Source organism: Streptomyces sp. MUSC 14 (genome assembly GCF_001866675.1).
Lineage (GTDB): Bacteria > Actinomycetota > Actinomycetes > Streptomycetales > Streptomycetaceae > Streptomyces.
In genome coordinates, this window is record NZ_MLYN01000024.1 from 79020 (window position 1) to 92884 (window position 13865).

The 13865-nt window shown below is 67.5% G+C and carries 14 protein-coding genes; 9 read left to right on the forward strand and 5 right to left on the reverse strand.

Features of this window, described 5'->3' with window-relative positions; translation table 11 throughout:
• Positions 1-6: 6 nt before the first annotated feature.
• The 3 genes from BIV25_RS15895 to BIV25_RS15905 are packed head-to-tail and all read right to left on the reverse strand — an operon-like array spanning position 7 to position 3529.
• A complete protein-coding gene (locus BIV25_RS15895) occupies positions 7-987 on the reverse strand; it encodes an ABC transporter permease (protein ID WP_071372976.1) in 981 nt (326 codons plus the stop codon).
• Positions 980-1903, reverse strand: a complete 924-nt coding sequence (locus BIV25_RS15900; RefSeq protein WP_071372977.1) for an ABC transporter permease — start codon at positions 1901-1903, stop codon at positions 980-982. The genes BIV25_RS15895 and BIV25_RS15900 overlap by 8 nt, the downstream gene beginning before the upstream one ends.
• Before the next feature lie 6 nt (positions 1904-1909).
• Positions 1910-3529: an ABC transporter substrate-binding protein gene (locus BIV25_RS15905; RefSeq protein WP_071372978.1), complete on the reverse strand. Its 1620-nt coding sequence runs from the start codon at positions 3527-3529 to the stop codon at positions 1910-1912.
• A gap of 465 nt (positions 3530-3994) precedes the next feature.
• Here BIV25_RS15905 and BIV25_RS15910 point away from each other — a divergent pair, with 465 nt between their 5' ends.
• The 5 genes from BIV25_RS15910 (at position 3995) to BIV25_RS15930 (ending at position 10098) form a co-directional block, all read left to right on the forward strand.
• A complete protein-coding gene (locus BIV25_RS15910) occupies positions 3995-5026 on the forward strand; it encodes an ABC transporter permease (RefSeq protein WP_079176676.1) in 1032 nt (343 codons plus the stop codon).
• A gap of 89 nt (positions 5027-5115) precedes the next feature.
• The gene (locus tag BIV25_RS15915; RefSeq protein ID WP_071372979.1) at positions 5116-6900 is read left to right on the forward strand and encodes an ABC transporter substrate-binding protein; all 1785 of its coding nucleotides are present in this window, start codon (positions 5116-5118) and stop codon (positions 6898-6900) included.
• 92 nt (positions 6901-6992) lie between these two features.
• Entirely contained in the window at positions 6993-7976 is a 984-nt protein-coding gene (locus tag BIV25_RS15920; protein ID WP_071372980.1) for an ABC transporter permease, read from the forward strand.
• Positions 7977-7987: 11 nt separating this feature from the next.
• Positions 7988-9013: an ABC transporter ATP-binding protein gene (locus tag BIV25_RS15925; RefSeq protein ID WP_071372981.1), complete on the forward strand. Its 1026-nt coding sequence runs from the start codon at positions 7988-7990 to the stop codon at positions 9011-9013.
• 26 nt (positions 9014-9039) lie between these two features.
• Positions 9040-10098, forward strand: a complete 1059-nt coding sequence (locus BIV25_RS15930) for an ABC transporter ATP-binding protein (protein ID WP_071372982.1) — start codon at positions 9040-9042, stop codon at positions 10096-10098.
• 70 nt (positions 10099-10168) lie between these two features.
• Here BIV25_RS15930 and BIV25_RS15935 read toward each other — a convergent pair whose 3' ends face one another.
• Together BIV25_RS15935 and BIV25_RS51050 are read right to left on the reverse strand one after the other, a co-directional pair.
• The gene (locus tag BIV25_RS15935) at positions 10169-11137 is read right to left on the reverse strand and encodes a hypothetical protein (RefSeq protein WP_071372983.1); all 969 of its coding nucleotides are present in this window, start codon (positions 11135-11137) and stop codon (positions 10169-10171) included.
• 35 nt (positions 11138-11172) lie between these two features.
• Positions 11173-11577 (reverse strand): ATP-binding protein, encoded by a 405-nt coding sequence (locus tag BIV25_RS51050; protein WP_071372984.1) that lies wholly within the window; start codon positions 11575-11577, stop codon positions 11173-11175.
• A 190-nt stretch (positions 11578-11767) separates the two neighbouring features.
• Between BIV25_RS51050 and BIV25_RS15945 the strand changes: the two genes are divergently transcribed.
• From BIV25_RS15945 to BIV25_RS15955, 4 genes are all read left to right on the forward strand, one after another.
• Positions 11768-12619: a DUF5753 domain-containing protein gene (locus BIV25_RS15945; RefSeq protein WP_071372985.1), complete on the forward strand. Its 852-nt coding sequence runs from the start codon at positions 11768-11770 to the stop codon at positions 12617-12619.
• An 8-nt stretch (positions 12620-12627) separates the two neighbouring features.
• Positions 12628-12825: a DUF397 domain-containing protein gene (locus BIV25_RS15950; protein WP_071372986.1), complete on the forward strand. Its 198-nt coding sequence runs from the start codon at positions 12628-12630 to the stop codon at positions 12823-12825.
• 32 nt (positions 12826-12857) lie between these two features.
• Positions 12858-13046, forward strand: coding sequence for a DUF397 domain-containing protein (locus BIV25_RS46985; RefSeq protein ID WP_079176666.1), 189 nt, complete (start codon positions 12858-12860; stop codon positions 13044-13046).
• Positions 13047-13110: 64 nt separating this feature from the next.
• The gene (locus BIV25_RS15955; RefSeq protein ID WP_071372987.1) at positions 13111-13857 is read left to right on the forward strand and encodes a trans-aconitate 2-methyltransferase; all 747 of its coding nucleotides are present in this window, start codon (positions 13111-13113) and stop codon (positions 13855-13857) included.
• Positions 13858-13865: the final 8 nt, after the last annotated feature.

Here is a 13865-nt window from a genome sequence, read left to right on the forward strand (position 1 = left end):
GCACGATCACCTCAGCCTCGGATCGAGAGCGTCGCGGACCGCGTCGCCCAGCATGATGAAGGCCAGCACCGTGACGGCCAGGGCGCCCGAGGGCCACAGGAGGGCGTGGGGGGCGTTGCGGATGTAGGGGGAGGCGGCGGAGATGTCGATGCCCCAGGAGACGCTGGGCGGTTTGAGGCCGACGCCGAGGTACGACAGGGTCGCCTCCAGGGCGATGTAGGTGCCGAGGGCGATGGTGGCGACCACGATCACCGGCGCCACCGCGTTGGGGGCGATGTGGCGCAGCAGGATGCGGGTGTCCGAGGCGCCGAGGGCGCGGGCGGCCTGGACGTAGTCGTGCTGCTTGGCGGTGATGACCGAGCCGCGCGCGATGCGGGAGATCTGCGGCCAGCCGAGCAGCACCATGAACCCGATGACCGGCCAGACCGTATTGCTGGTCACCACGGAGAGGAGGACGAGACCGCCGAGGACGACCGGGATCGCGAAGAAGATGTCGGTGATCCGGGACAGGACCGCGTCCCACACGCCGCCGAAGTAGCCCGCGAGGCCCCCCAGGACGGAGCCGAGGGCGGACACCCCCAGGGTGGCCAGCACGCCGACCGTGACGGACGTACGGGCGCCGTAGACGGTGCGTGTGTAGACGTTGCAGCCCTGGCCGTCGTACCCGAAGGGCGCGCCCGGTCCCGGGCCGTCCTGGGAGCGGGCCAGGTCGCAGGTCAGGGGGGAGCCGGAGGCGATCGCCGAGGGCCACAGGGAGACGAAGACCAGGAAGACGATGACCAGGGCGGAGAGCAGGAAGACCGGGTTGCGCCGCAGGTCGCGCCAGGCGTCGGACCAGAGGGAGCGAGGCCTGCCGACGGGTCCGGCGGGCGCCGGGCCGGTCGGCGCCTGTTCCAGGGTCGTCGCCTCGCTCGCCGCGAGGTCCATGGCGCCGCCCATGCCGGTCCCGGCGATCGCGCGCTCGGGCTCGTACGGCTGCTCAGGCATAGCGGATCCTCGGGTCGAGTACGGCGTACAGGAGGTCGACGACGAGGTTGGCGACCAGGAAGACCAGGACGAGGACCGTCACGAAGCCGACGACCGTCTGGGTGTTCTGGCGCAGGATGCCCTGGTACAGCTGGTAGCCGACGCCGTGGATGTTGAAGATGCGCTCGGTGACGATCGCGCCGCCCATCAGCGCGCCGATGTCGGTGCCGATGAAGGTGACCACGGGGATGAGCGAGTTGCGCAGCAGGTGCCGTACGACGACCCGGCGGCGGGGCAGGCCCTTGGCGACGGCCGTGCGGACGTAGTCGGAGCGTCTGTTCTCGGCGATCGAGGCGCGGGTCAGCCGGACGACGTAGGCGAGGGAGACCGAGGCGAGGACCAGGCCCGGCACGATCAGCTCGTCGACCGGGGCGGCCGGCGAGACGGACGGTCTGATCCAGCCCCACCGGACGCCGAGGAGGAGCTGGAGGAGGAGGCCGGTGACGAAGGTGGGGACGGAGATCACCACCAGCGTGCCGAGGAGGACGCCGGTGTCGACGGGGCGGCCGCGGCGCAGGCCGGTCACGACGCCCAGCGTGATGCCGATGACGACTTCGAGGACGATCGCGACGAGGGTCAGCCGGATGGTGACGGGGAACGCCGTCGACATCAGCTCGGTGACCTTCTGCCCGTTGAACGCCGTACCGAAGTCGCCGGTGAAGACGTTCCCCATGTAGGTCGCGTACTGCTGCCAGACGGGCTTGTCCAGGCCGAACTCGCGGCGCAGCTGGGCGGCGGTGCCCGGGTCGCAGGCCCGCTCGCCGCACAGGCCCGCGATGGGGTCGCCCATCACGTTCACCATGAGGAAGATCAGCAGCGTGGAGCCGATGAACACCGGGACCATCTGGAGGAGTCGCCGGACGACGTAGCGCCCCATGCCGGCTCAGCTGACCTTGATCGCGTAGTAGACGGGGACGCTGAACGGATTGAGCGCCACGTCGGACAGCCGCTCGGAGTATCCGCCGCTGCCGTTCTGGTACCAGAGCGGGATGGCGGCCATGTCGTCGCGGACGACCTCCTCGGCCTTCTGGAAGTCGGCGATCGCCCTGGGCCGGTCCGTCTCGGCGTTGGCCCGGTCGATGAGCCGGTCGAAGTCCTTGTTCGACCACTTGCCGTCGTTGGAGGAGGCGTCGGTGTAGTAGAGCGGCTGGAGGAAGTCCTGGATGAGGGGGTAGTCCATCTGCCAGCCCGAGCGGAAGGGGCCGGTCATCCTGTGCTGCCCGATCTGGTTGCGGTAGTCGGCGTAGGTGCCGACGGGGTTGCCGACGCAGGCGCTGCCGTTGCCGAGGGCGTTGTTGATGGAGTTGCACACGGCGTCCACCCACTGTTTGTGCGAACCGGTGTCCGCGTTGTACGTGATCCTGACCTGGCCGCCGGGGATCCCGCCGCCCTCCTTGATCAGCTTTCTGGCCTCGGCGGGGCGGTAGTCGCAGGCGCTGCCGCACAGGCCGGGTCTGTAGCCGCCGGCCACGCCGAGCACCGGCGAGGTCCAGTCGGTGGCCGGGGTGCGGGTGCCGCGGAAGATGGTCCGGGTGATCAGCGCCCGGTCGATCGCCATGGAGAGTCCGGTGCGGACCTTCTGCGAGCCCGGCTTGTTCCAGGCGGGGTCGTAGTGGGGGAAGGCGATCGTCTGGATGATGCCGGCGGGCGTGTTGATGTAGCGGTTGCCCAGGTCGCTCCTGACGTTCTTCAGCTGGGCGGCGGGGATGTCGTCGACGAGGTCGAGGTTGCCGGACATCAGGTCGGTGTAGGCGGTGTTGCTGTCCGTGTAGACCCGCAGGGTCACGCCGCCGTTGCGGGCCTTGTCGGAGCCGGGGTAGGCGTCCCACTTCCTCAGGGTCATCTGCGAGCCCTTCGTGTAGGACTCGATGGTGTACGGACCGTTGCCGACCGGCTTGTCCAGCCAGGCCGCGTGGTGCGTGAAGAAGGCGCGGGGCAGCGGGGCGAAGGCGGCGTAGCCGAGGGTGTCGGGGAAGCCGGAGAACTTCTGGTTCAGCCGGACGGTGAAGGTGTGGTCGTCCACGACCCTGAGCCCGGACAGGGTGTCGGCGCTCTGGGTGCCGCTCTCGGGGTGGACCTTGTCGTACCCGTCGATGTAGCCGAAGAAGTAGGCGTTCTTCTGGTTGTTCCTCAGGCTCGCCCCGTAGTTCCAGGCGTCCACGAAGGAGCGGGCGGTCACCCTCTCGCCGTTGGAGAAGCGCCAGTCCTTCAGCCTGACGGTGAAGTTCTGCGAGTCCGTGGTGAAGACGGACCGCGCGACCCAGTTCTCGGCCTGGGCGGTCCTCGGGTTGTACCTCTTCAGCCCGCGGAAGATCATGTCGAGGACCTTGCCGCCCTGCACCTCGTTGGTGTTGGCCGGCTCCAGCGGGTTCTGCGGGTCGCCCCAGGAGGAGCTGAGCACGGCGGTGCCGACGCTGCCGCCGGTGCCGCCCCCGCAGCCCGTCGCGACGAGCGCCAGGACCCCCGCCCCGGCGGCCCATCGCGTGAGCGCTGTTCCACCCATGGCCGCCTCCTCCGCGATCAACAACCCGGTACCGGTCAATATCGGCCGATTGCGAACATTCCGCATGCGCGCCGCCGGATTGAGAGGCCTTTAGGGGGACACGTCAGCCGAATGCAGGCACCCGCCCGCGGGCGGTCGGACGATCTTGCGGGAGGAGCGCAACAGATCTTCGCGTAACGATGCCGAAACGTTGGATTGAGACGGGTCGATGTACGCATGTCGACACACCACCGTCCGCATATCGAACTCATTGACTGATTTGCGCAGTAAGTCCGATGAGAAGCACGGATTGATTACAGCGCACTACCCGCGTAGCTACGGAACAGTCAAGCCCGAGTAAAGAAGGTAAAGACGCAACCAAGGCGACCGAGAATTTATTGACCTTGAATGAATTGCGTTGAAAAAGTCCGGCGTAGCCCGTAGGGAGCGCCCTGCGGAGCCTTGACCCACAAGGCACGGAGCATCATGACCACCCCCGCATCCCCTTCCCCGGCCGCCCCACTCGAGGTGACCGACGAAGACAGCGCCGCATCGGCGAAGCCCGGCAACCCCAAGGGCTCCGAGAGCCGCTCCCCGGGGCGCCTGGCCTGGATCCGCTTCAAGCGGGACCGGACGGGCGTCATATCCGCCTTTGTGGTGATCTTCTTCTTCGTCATCGGCATCGGCGCGCCGCTGATCGCCAAGCTGTACGGGAAGGACCCGTACACGACGTACGGCCAGAACGACCCCAGCCTGCTCAACGACTTCGGCTTCCCGGTGAAGCCCAACGGCGGCATGAGCGGCGACTTCTGGTTCGGCATCGACCCCCAGCTGGGCCGGGACGTCTTCACGTTCCTGATGTACGCCATCCGCAACTCGCTGCTGATCGCGACGGCGACGGCCCTGCTGGTGACCGGCCTCGGCATCGCCATCGGCCTCACCGCCGGCTACCTGGGTGGCAAGACGGACTACCTGGTCGGCCGGATCATCGACGTCCTGCTGGCCTTCCCGCAGACGCTGTTCTTCATCTCGTTCTGGCCTGTGGTGCTGAACATCCTGGTCGCCCCGAACGAGGCGACCCCGACCTGGCTCACCGTCGTCAGCCTCATCTCCATCATGACGGCGTTCGGCTGGGCCTCCATCGCCCGCCTCCTGCGCGGTGAGGTACTCGCCCTGCGCGAGCGGGAGTTCGTCGAGGCGGCCAAGGTCACCGGCGCCTCCCCGGCCCGCATCATCTTCAAGGAACTGCTGCCCAACCTGTGGACGCCGATCCTGATCCAGGCCACCCTGGCCCTTCCGATGTACGTGACCACGGAAGCCGGCCTCGCCTTCCTCGGCGTCGGCCTGTCGGACCCGACACCGGACTGGGGCGTGATGATGCAGTACGGCGCCCAGTACTACCAGTCCGACATCACGTACATGCTCTTCCCCGGCCTGACGATGGTGATCTTCGTCATCGCCTTCAACCTCCTCGGTGACTCGGTGCGCGACGCTCTGGACCCCAAGGCCAGGCGCTGAACAGTCCCTCCCACCTTCCGGCGCGGGCGACGGGGCCCACCACCGGAGCAGTCCGTATCTCTCCATCGACAGAGCAGGATCAGGAACCCATGTCCCTTTCCCGCAGAAACTTCGTCATCGCCACGTCGGTCGCGGCCGGCGGCTCCATGGTCCTCTCCGCGTGCAGCAGCGGCGGAGGCGGCGGGAACAGCACGTCCAACGGCGCGGGCACCCACAAGTACACGGGGCACGTCACCGTCGGCACCGCGCAGGACTCCCAGGGACCGGCCCCCGAGATCCAGGGCGCGGTCAAGGGCGGCAACATCAACGGCCTGTCCCCCTCCGACTTCTCGCACCTGGACCCGCAGCGCATCTACTTTGCGTGGAACTCCGCCCTGGCCCTCCTGTACGTCCGCTGCCTGACCGGCTACAAGATCGCCCCCGACGGCTCGCAGAAGCTGGTCGGTGACCTCGCCACCGACACCGGCACCATGTCCAACGGCGGCAAGACCTGGACCTTCACCCTGAAGGACGGGGTCAAGTGGGAGGACGGCAGCGACCTCACCGTCGAGGACGTCCGCCACGGCATCGAGCGCGGCTTCGCCTCCTTCACCACCGAGGGCGCCCAGTACGTCCAGACGGCGCTCACCGGCTCCGCCGACTTCCGCTCCGTCTACAAGGGCCCGTACGACGGCAAGCACCTTGAGGGCGTCGTCATCGACAGCGCCAAGAAGACCATCACCTTCAACCTGAAGACCGCGCAGCCGCAGCTCAACTTCATCCTGGCGATGCACTCCTACGGCGCCGTGCCGGTCAAGCACGACACCAAGGAGAAGTACGACAAGGACCCGGTGTCCTGCGGCCCGTACAAGCTGGCGGCACACGCGCCCGACAAGTCCCTGAAGATGGCCCGCAACCCGCACTGGGACCCCAAGACGGACCCCATCCGCAACGCCTACCCGGACAGCTTCAGCTTCGAGTTCGGCATCGAGTCGCTGCCGGAGTCCGACCGCCTGATCGCCGACAGCGGCAACGACCAGTACACGATCATGGCGTACAACGGCGTGCCCGCCGAGCGCATCCAGAAGGTGCTGACCACCCCTGCCCTGAAGCAGCGCACCATCAACGGCCTGCTCACCGGCCTGTACTACTACGCCATCAACTGCAAGCGGATCACCGACCCGAAGGTCCGTCAGGCCCTCAACTACGCCTGGCCGTTGGAGCAGATCCGCCGCATCTACGGCGGCCCGTCCGCGGGTGACTACGCCACCTCCATCCTCAGCCCCGACATCCTGGGCTACGCACACCAGGACGTCTTCGGCAAGCTGAAGAAGCCGCAGGGTGACACGGCCAAGGCCAAGGCGCTGCTGAAGGAGGCCGGCAAGCTCGGCCAGACGATCGTCTACACGTACCCCCAGGGCCGGGAGAGCGCGTACGAGAAGACCAAGATCGTCATCGCCAACGCGCTGAAGGAGGCGGGCTTCAACCCCGTCATCAAGCCTGTCGACGGGACCAGTTACTACGACCAGGTCCAGCAGATCAACAACCAGTTCGACGTGATGTGGTTCGGCTGGTCCCCTGACTGGCCGGCGGGCTACAGCGTGATCCAGCCGCTGTTCGACGGCGCCACCATCGCCAACGGCTCGAACAACGTCTCGCAGCTGAACGTCCCGTGGGTCAACCAGGCCATCAAGCAGAACGCCCTGATCACCGACCCGGTGAAGGCGGGCGATGCCTGGGCCGCGCTGGACGAGAAGATCATGACGCAAGAGGCGCCGATCATCCCCGAGACCTTCCAGCGCCGCTTCTACCTGTACGGCAGCAAGGTCGGCGGCGCGCTGTTCGACCCGAACTTCTCCGCATTCGTCCTGTACAAGCTGTACGTCAAGGCCTGACGCCTGCCGGTCCAGGGGCGGGGCGCCCGTCGCGGCGCCCCGCCCGCCCCCCATAGCCCCTCTCGCAGGCGTCCCCAGGGAATCCCATCGCCATGATCCGCTTCCTCATCCGCCGGACACTCGGCGCAGCGGTGATCCTTCTGATCATCAGTGCCATCACGTTCTTCTTGTTCTACGTCGCGCCCCGCGACCCCGCCCGAGTGGCCTGCGGCAAGGTCTGCACACCGCAGACCCTGAACCTGGTGCGGCACAACCTGGGGATCGCCGATCCGATTCCGGTGCAGTACTGGCACTGGCTCGAAGGCATCTTCGTGGGCCGCGACTACGCCTCGTTCGGCCACTGCTCGGCCCCCTGCCTCGGCTACTCGTTCCAGTCGCAGACGCCGGTCCTCAGCATGATCCTCGACCGCTTCCCGACCACGATCGGGCTCTCCATCGGCGCCGCCGTGGTGTTCGTGACCTTCGGTGTCGGCACGGGCATGATCGCCGCGGTCAAGCAGGGCAAGGCCCTCGACAAGATCGCCTCCTCGGCCTCCCTGATCGGGTCCTCGCTGCAGATCTACATCGTCGGCATCATCGCGATGTACTACCTCTCGGACCAGTGGCACCTCCTCACCCGCCCCAACGACCACTCGGGCTTCACCCAGGACCCGGTGGCGTGGTTCGGCGGCCTGCTCCTGCCGTGGCTGGTCCTGGCGATCATCTTCACCGCCAACTACACCCGTATGACCCGCTCGCAGCTGGTGGAGACGCTCAACGAGGACTACGTTCGCACCGCACGCGCCAAGGGCCTGTCCCGGCGCACGGTGTTCTTCCGGTTCGCCTGGCGGGGCGCGATGGCCCCCATCGTGACCATCTTCGGCATCGACCTGGGCACTCTCCTCGGTGGCGCGATCATCACCGAGCAGACCTTCGGTCTGCACGGCATCGGCGCCCTGTCGATCAAGGCCGTGCGCGACAACGACCTGCCCATGCTGCTCGGCGTGATCCTGGTGGCTGCCGCCGCGATCGTCGTGTTCAACATCATCGTCGACGCGATCTACGCCGTCATCGACCCGCGCGTGCGCCTCGCGTAAGGAGAGAAACCATGAGCACCCCCTTCCTCTCCGTCCGTGATCTGCATGTGCACTTCTCCACCGAAGACGGTGTCGTCAAGGCCGTCGACGGGCTCTCCTTCGACGTGGTGAAGGGCAAGACGCTCGGCATCGTCGGCGAGTCCGGCTCGGGCAAGTCGGTCACGAACCTGGCGATCCTGGGTCTGCACAACCGCGAGCACACCACCCTCGAAGGCGAGATCCTGCTCGACGGCCAGGAACTGCTGACCGCCGGCGAGCGGGACCTGGAGAAGCTGCGCGGCAACAAGATGTCCATGATCTTCCAGGACGCGCTGGCCTCGCTGTCGCCGTACCACACCGTCGGCGCGCAGATCGCCGAGACGTACCGCAAGCACACCGGCGCCTCCAAGAAGGAGGCCCGGGACCGGGCGATCGAGATGCTGCGCCGCGTGGGCATCCCGCAGCCGGACGTCCGTGTGGACGACTACCCGCACCAGTTCTCCGGTGGTATGCGCCAGCGCGCGATGATCGCCATGGCGCTGGTCTGCGACCCCGAGCTCTTGATCGCCGACGAGCCGACCACGGCCCTCGACGTGACGGTCCAGGCCCAGATCATGGACCTGCTCAAGGACCTCCAGCAGGAGTTCGGCACCGCCATCATCTTCATCACCCACGACCTCGGCGTCATCGCCGACATCGCGGACGACGTGCTGGTGATGTACGGCGGCCGGTGCGTGGAGCGCGGCACCAAGAAGCAGGTGCTGAGCACCCCGGACCACCCCTACACCCTGGGTCTGCTGAACTCGATGCCGAGCCTGGAGGGCCCGGTCGACGTGCCGCTCTCCCCCATCCCCGGCTCTCCGCCCTCGCTGCTCAACCCGCCGTCCGGCTGCCGCTTCCACCCGCGCTGCGCGTTCGCCGAGAAGGTGCCGGACGGCCGCTGCTCCACCGAGCGCCCGGTGCTCGACGTGTCCGAGGGCCGCGGTTCCGCCTGCCACCTCACCACGGAGCAGAAGCAGGACCTCTTCGCCGACTTCGCCGGAACCCGGCACAACTGACGGACACCAGACGGGACTTCACGACCATGAGCAACACGAACCCCCTCCTGGACGTCTCCGGGCTGACGAAGCACTTCCCGATCAAGGGCGGCTTCCCCATCCGCCGTACGGTCGGCGCGGTGCAGGCGGTCGACGGCCTGGACTTCCAGGTGGCCGAGGGCGAGAGCCTGGGCCTCGTCGGCGAGTCGGGCTGCGGCAAGTCGACCACCGGCCGGCTGATCACCCGCCTCCTCGAACCGACCGGCGGCAAGATCAGCTACCGCGGGCAGGACATCACGCACGCGGGCCGCAAGGAGCTGGCGCCGATCCGCTCCGAGATCCAGATGATCTTCCAGGACCCGTACGCCTCGCTGAACCCGCGGCAGACGGTCGGCAAGATCATCTCCGGCCCGATGGAGATCAACGACATCCAGCCGGAGGGCGGCCGGGAGAAGCGCGTCCGCGAACTCCTGGAGATCGTGGGCCTGAACCCCGAGCACTACAACCGCTTCCCGCACGAGTTCTCCGGCGGCCAGCGCCAGCGCATCGGCGTGGCACGGGCGTTGGCCCTGGAACCGAAGCTGATCGTCGCCGACGAGCCGGTCTCGGCCCTGGACGTCTCCATCCAGGCGCAGGTCGTCAACCTGCTCCAGCAGGTCCAGCGGGACCTGGGCATCGCGTTCGTCTTCATCGCCCACGACCTCGCGATCGTCCGGCACTTCTCGCAGCGCGTCGCCGTGATGTACCTCGGCAAGATCGTCGAGATCGCCGACCGCGCGGACCTCTACGAAAACCCCCGTCACCCCTACACCCGGGCGCTGCTCTCCGCCGTGCCCGAGGCGACGGTGGACGCCGAGCCGCGCGAGCGCATCCGCCTGGCCGGCGACGTCCCGTCCCCCATCAACCCGCCCTCCGGCTGCCGCTTCCGCACCCGCTGCTGGAAGGCGACGGAGAAGTGCGCGACGGAGGCCCCCACGCTGGTCCAGGTGGACGGCAACAAGCCGGGCCACCTCACGGCCTGCCACTACCCGGAGACGGCGGAGACGGTCCCCGCCGCCGGCCCGGCCAAGGCCGACCTCTCCAAAGACCCGGAGGCGGCAGCCTGACACACCTCTTTCAGACCGAGGGCCCGCGCCTGGGCAGGCGCGGGCCCTCGTCGTGGGCCAGGCCTCTGACTCACTGCTCAGCGAACAGTTCACTCGCGACCGTGGCGTGTACGGCCCGCTGGGCCCAGAGCTCCAGTTGGGCAAGGTCCCTGCACGCCGCCACTCGCTTACGGTCGGCGTCAAGCATCGGGATGCCGCGCCATTCCAGAATGTGGAGCACCATCTCGGCCTTGGCCTCGGCCCGACCCTGTTCCAGGCCTTCCTCCCGGCCTTCCTCCCGGCCTTCCTCCCGGCCCAGTTCGAGGCCTTGTTCCAGGCCTTGTTCCAGCCCCTGATCTCGCCCTTCCTGCCGCACTTGCTCGGCGAGCGGGTGTCGCCAGAAGTACTGGATCGCGGTCATCAGGTCCCTCCACATCTGCTTCGCCTGGGGGTCGGCCAGGCACGAGTCGATGAACTGCACGAAGACGGCGGCGCTGTCGGGGTCGATGGTCCGCAGGGCGGCGGCCAGGGATTCCAGTATGGCCGGAGCCTCGGGTCCACGCCCGTGTGTCATGGCCGAGAGCACCGCGAGAGGTACGTCCTTCTCGGCCTGCCGCTCGTCCGCGATCACGGGCACATTGTCCGGACCCAGCACGAGGGGGCGTACCGTCAGCGACTCCCAGCCGGGGAAACCGAGCCGGATCGGACGCGAGGCCCACTTGGCGGTACGGCTGCTCTGCGTGATGACGATGAGGACCGGTTCGCAGCGGTACTTCTCGTAGAGGTAGCTCAGGTAGTAGGGCCAGCTGCCCCGCTTGCGTTCATCCGTCTTGCCCTGCGACTCCACCACCAGCAGGTACGTGCCCTCGTCCGTCTCCGCCCGCAGCAGGGTGTCCACGCGGCGCTCGACCGGTTCGGTCTCCGTGAGGTCCACGTTCAGCGCCGCGATCTCCCTCGGTTCGGGGAAGGGCACATTCAGGACCTTCTGTAACGCCTTCGTCAGCAGCGTCGGATCCTTCTGGAAGATCCGGTGCAGCGCCTCGTGCGACGAGCCGACCATCAGTTCTCCTTTCGTACGACGTCGTGATCAACGAGCTACGCCGCGAGAAGTTCGCACCACACGAACTTCCCCCGGTCCCCGAACCGCGCCGACGGCTGCCACCCCCACACCTGCGCGCAGGCCGACACCAGCCCCAGACCCCGCCCGTCCTCCGACTCCCCCACCTCCTCCAGCGCACGCGGCGGATCCGGCGGCGCGGGGTCGGTGTCCCACGCCCCGATCCACACGGCACCCTCCGGGGTACGGCGAACCCTGAGCGCCGCCGGCCCCTTCGTGTGCCGTACCGCGTTCGACACCAGCTCCGTCGCCAGCAGCTCAGCGAGGTCGACCAGTCCGATCAGTCCGTGCAGGGTGAGGATCAGGCGCAGGGTGCGGCGGCACACGGTCACCGCCCTGAGGTCGTTGGGGATGTGGAGGGTGTAGTCCCAGGTTTCGGGCATGCGTCATCAACTCCAGGGGAACGAGGTGGATTTCGCGCGCAGGGTGGCAACGCCGCGTCACGCGGTGCACTTCCGCTGCGTGTGCGGTATATGACCGACGGTAGGGCTAACATGTCATCCAGAGCAAGCCAGTCGCGTAATCTGACCTCGAAAGTGCCCCCTGCAGACGCGTTGAGCCAAGGAGCAAGTGATGGTCCTGAGACGCGAACCGACGGCACGTCAGCTACGTTTGGCGGCCGAACTTCGCAGACTCCGCGATGCCGCAGGACTGGCCGCCCGTGATGCCGCAGCACTCCTCGGCGTGAGCCACGTACAGATCAGCCACATCGAGTCCGGACTCACAGGCGTGAGCGAACAGCGACTACGCCGACTTGCAGCCCATTACTCCTGCACCGACGAAAAATTCATCGACGCTCTGGTGACGATGGCGACAGATCGCACACGTGGGTGGTGGGAGGAGTACCGGGAGCATCTGCCCACGGCGTTCTTGAACCTGTCCGAGCTGGAGTGGCACGCCACCTACCGCGGGGACGCAGACTTTCTGCACGTCCCAGGCCTTCTCCAGACGGAAGCCTACGCCCGCGCCTTGTTCTCCTGCCGGGTACCGGAACTCCCCAAAGATGACCTTGAGTTGCGCGTCCGCCACCGCCTACAGCGGCGCGTCGTCATAGAGAGTCCACAGCCGATTCCGTATGACGCGGTGGTTCACGAGGCAGCGCTGCGCATCCGCGTCGGTGGGCGCGCCATCTCAAAGGAGCAACTCACACACATTCTGGACGTGTCGGAGGCGGATCACATCACCGTCCGCGTCATCCCCTTCGACTTGGACGAGTTCGCGGACGTCACAGCCGCGATGGTGTATGCCGGTGGGACGGTACCGAGGCTGGACACCGTCGTACGCGATGGCCCACATGGATCGCTCTTCATCGAGTCGGAAGCACAGCTCGCCGTCTATCGAACGCTCTTCCGTAGAGTGGAGGAGGCGTCACTCGACCCCGAACGGTCGCGTGACCTCATCTACCGGCTGGCCAAGGAACTGTGAGGCGACCAGTGAACACCCCCGACGACTGGCGGAAGTCTTCCTACAGCGGTAGCGGCGACGGAAACGCGTGCGTGGAGATCGCCGCCACACGGATCCACATAGCCATCCGTGACTCAAAGGCACCAGCCAGGGCCATCCTGACCTTCACCCCCACCACCTTCACGCCGTTCCTCCAGCACCTGAAGTCGGCTCGACCGCTCGCGTGACTTCATCCACCGCCCTTTAAGGAGCTGTAAGCATGCTGACCCCCGGCGCCTGGCGGAAGTCCTCCTTCTCAGGTGGTGGCCAGGGCGACGCCTGCGTCGAAGTCGCCCACCAGCACACCCACATAGCCGTCCGCGACTCAAAAGCCCCCACCCGAGCCACCCTCGCCCTGCCTCCCGCAACCTTCGCCTCCTTCATCAACGCTCTGAAACACCAAAGTTGAGAGACCCTCAAGAACTCCACCGGAACCTGACACACCGTTCAGCATCGTGTGTCAAACTGCCGCGGTGGTAGATCATTCGTTCACCGATCTCACGCTCGCCGCGCTCTACGACAGCCTCAACCCCTGGGGACCGGGTGACGACTTCTACCTCGGTCTGGTGCGGGAGGCCCGCGCGGTGCTGGACATCGGGTGCGGGACCGGGCGGCTGCTGCGGCGGGCCAGGGCCGAGGGGCATCCGGGGCGGCTGATGGGACTCGATCCGGCCGCCGCCATGCTCGTCCAGGCGCGCAGAGCCCGGCCGGACGGCGTCGAGTGGGTGCTCGGGGACATGCAAACCCGGGTGTGGCACGGGGAGTTCGACCTCGTCGTGATGACCGGGCACGCCTTCCAGCAGCTGACCGGGGACGAGGAGATCCGCCGCCTGCTGCACGCCGTGCGGGAGGCTCTCGGGCCCGGCGGGCGGTTCGTGTTCGAGACCCGGAATCCAGCCGCCCGGGCCTGGGAGCGGTGGACCCCGGAGCGGGTGTACGAGGTCACGGCGGCCGACGGCACCCCCGTGCGGGTCTGGCACGAGGTCCAGGACGACGGGCTCCACCGCGGACGCCTACGGTTCACCGAGACGTACGCGAGCGACGGCTGGCCCGCGCCTCGTGTCAGCCACGGCCTCCTGCGGTTCCTCGACGACCGCACCCTGCGGGACGGCCTCGGCGAGGCCGGGCTGAGCGTCGTGGCACAGTACGGCGACTGGAAGCGCACCCCCCTCACCACCACCACCCCGGAGATCATCACCGTGGCCGAAAGGGCACGCTGAACACGCCT

Bases quoted from the DNA above. Each gene is read 5' to 3' on its own strand.
- BIV25_RS15915 (WP_071372979.1), top strand. From the start codon at position 5,116: ATGTCCCTTTCCCGCAGAAACTTCGTCATCGCCACGTCGGTCGCGGCC.
- BIV25_RS15945 (WP_071372985.1), top strand. From the start codon at position 11,768: ATGGTCCTGAGACGCGAACCGACGGCACGTCAGCTACGTTTGGCGGCC.
- BIV25_RS15900 (WP_071372977.1), bottom strand. From the start codon at position 1,903: ATGGGGCGCTACGTCGTCCGGCGACTCCTCCAGATGGTCCCGGTGTTC.
- BIV25_RS51050 (WP_071372984.1), bottom strand. From the start codon at position 11,577: ATGCCCGAAACCTGGGACTACACCCTCCACATCCCCAACGACCTCAGG.
- BIV25_RS15935 (WP_071372983.1), bottom strand. From the start codon at position 11,137: ATGGTCGGCTCGTCGCACGAGGCGCTGCACCGGATCTTCCAGAAGGAT.
- BIV25_RS15930 (WP_071372982.1), top strand. From the start codon at position 9,040: ATGAGCAACACGAACCCCCTCCTGGACGTCTCCGGGCTGACGAAGCAC.
- BIV25_RS15895 (WP_071372976.1), bottom strand. From the start codon at position 987: ATGCCTGAGCAGCCGTACGAGCCCGAGCGCGCGATCGCCGGGACCGGC.
- BIV25_RS15925 (WP_071372981.1), top strand. From the start codon at position 7,988: ATGAGCACCCCCTTCCTCTCCGTCCGTGATCTGCATGTGCACTTCTCC.
- BIV25_RS46985 (WP_079176666.1), top strand. From the start codon at position 12,858: ATGCTGACCCCCGGCGCCTGGCGGAAGTCCTCCTTCTCAGGTGGTGGC.
- BIV25_RS15905 (WP_071372978.1), bottom strand. From the start codon at position 3,529: ATGGGTGGAACAGCGCTCACGCGATGGGCCGCCGGGGCGGGGGTCCTG.
- BIV25_RS15920 (WP_071372980.1), top strand. From the start codon at position 6,993: ATGATCCGCTTCCTCATCCGCCGGACACTCGGCGCAGCGGTGATCCTT.
- BIV25_RS15910 (WP_079176676.1), top strand. From the start codon at position 3,995: ATGACCACCCCCGCATCCCCTTCCCCGGCCGCCCCACTCGAGGTGACC.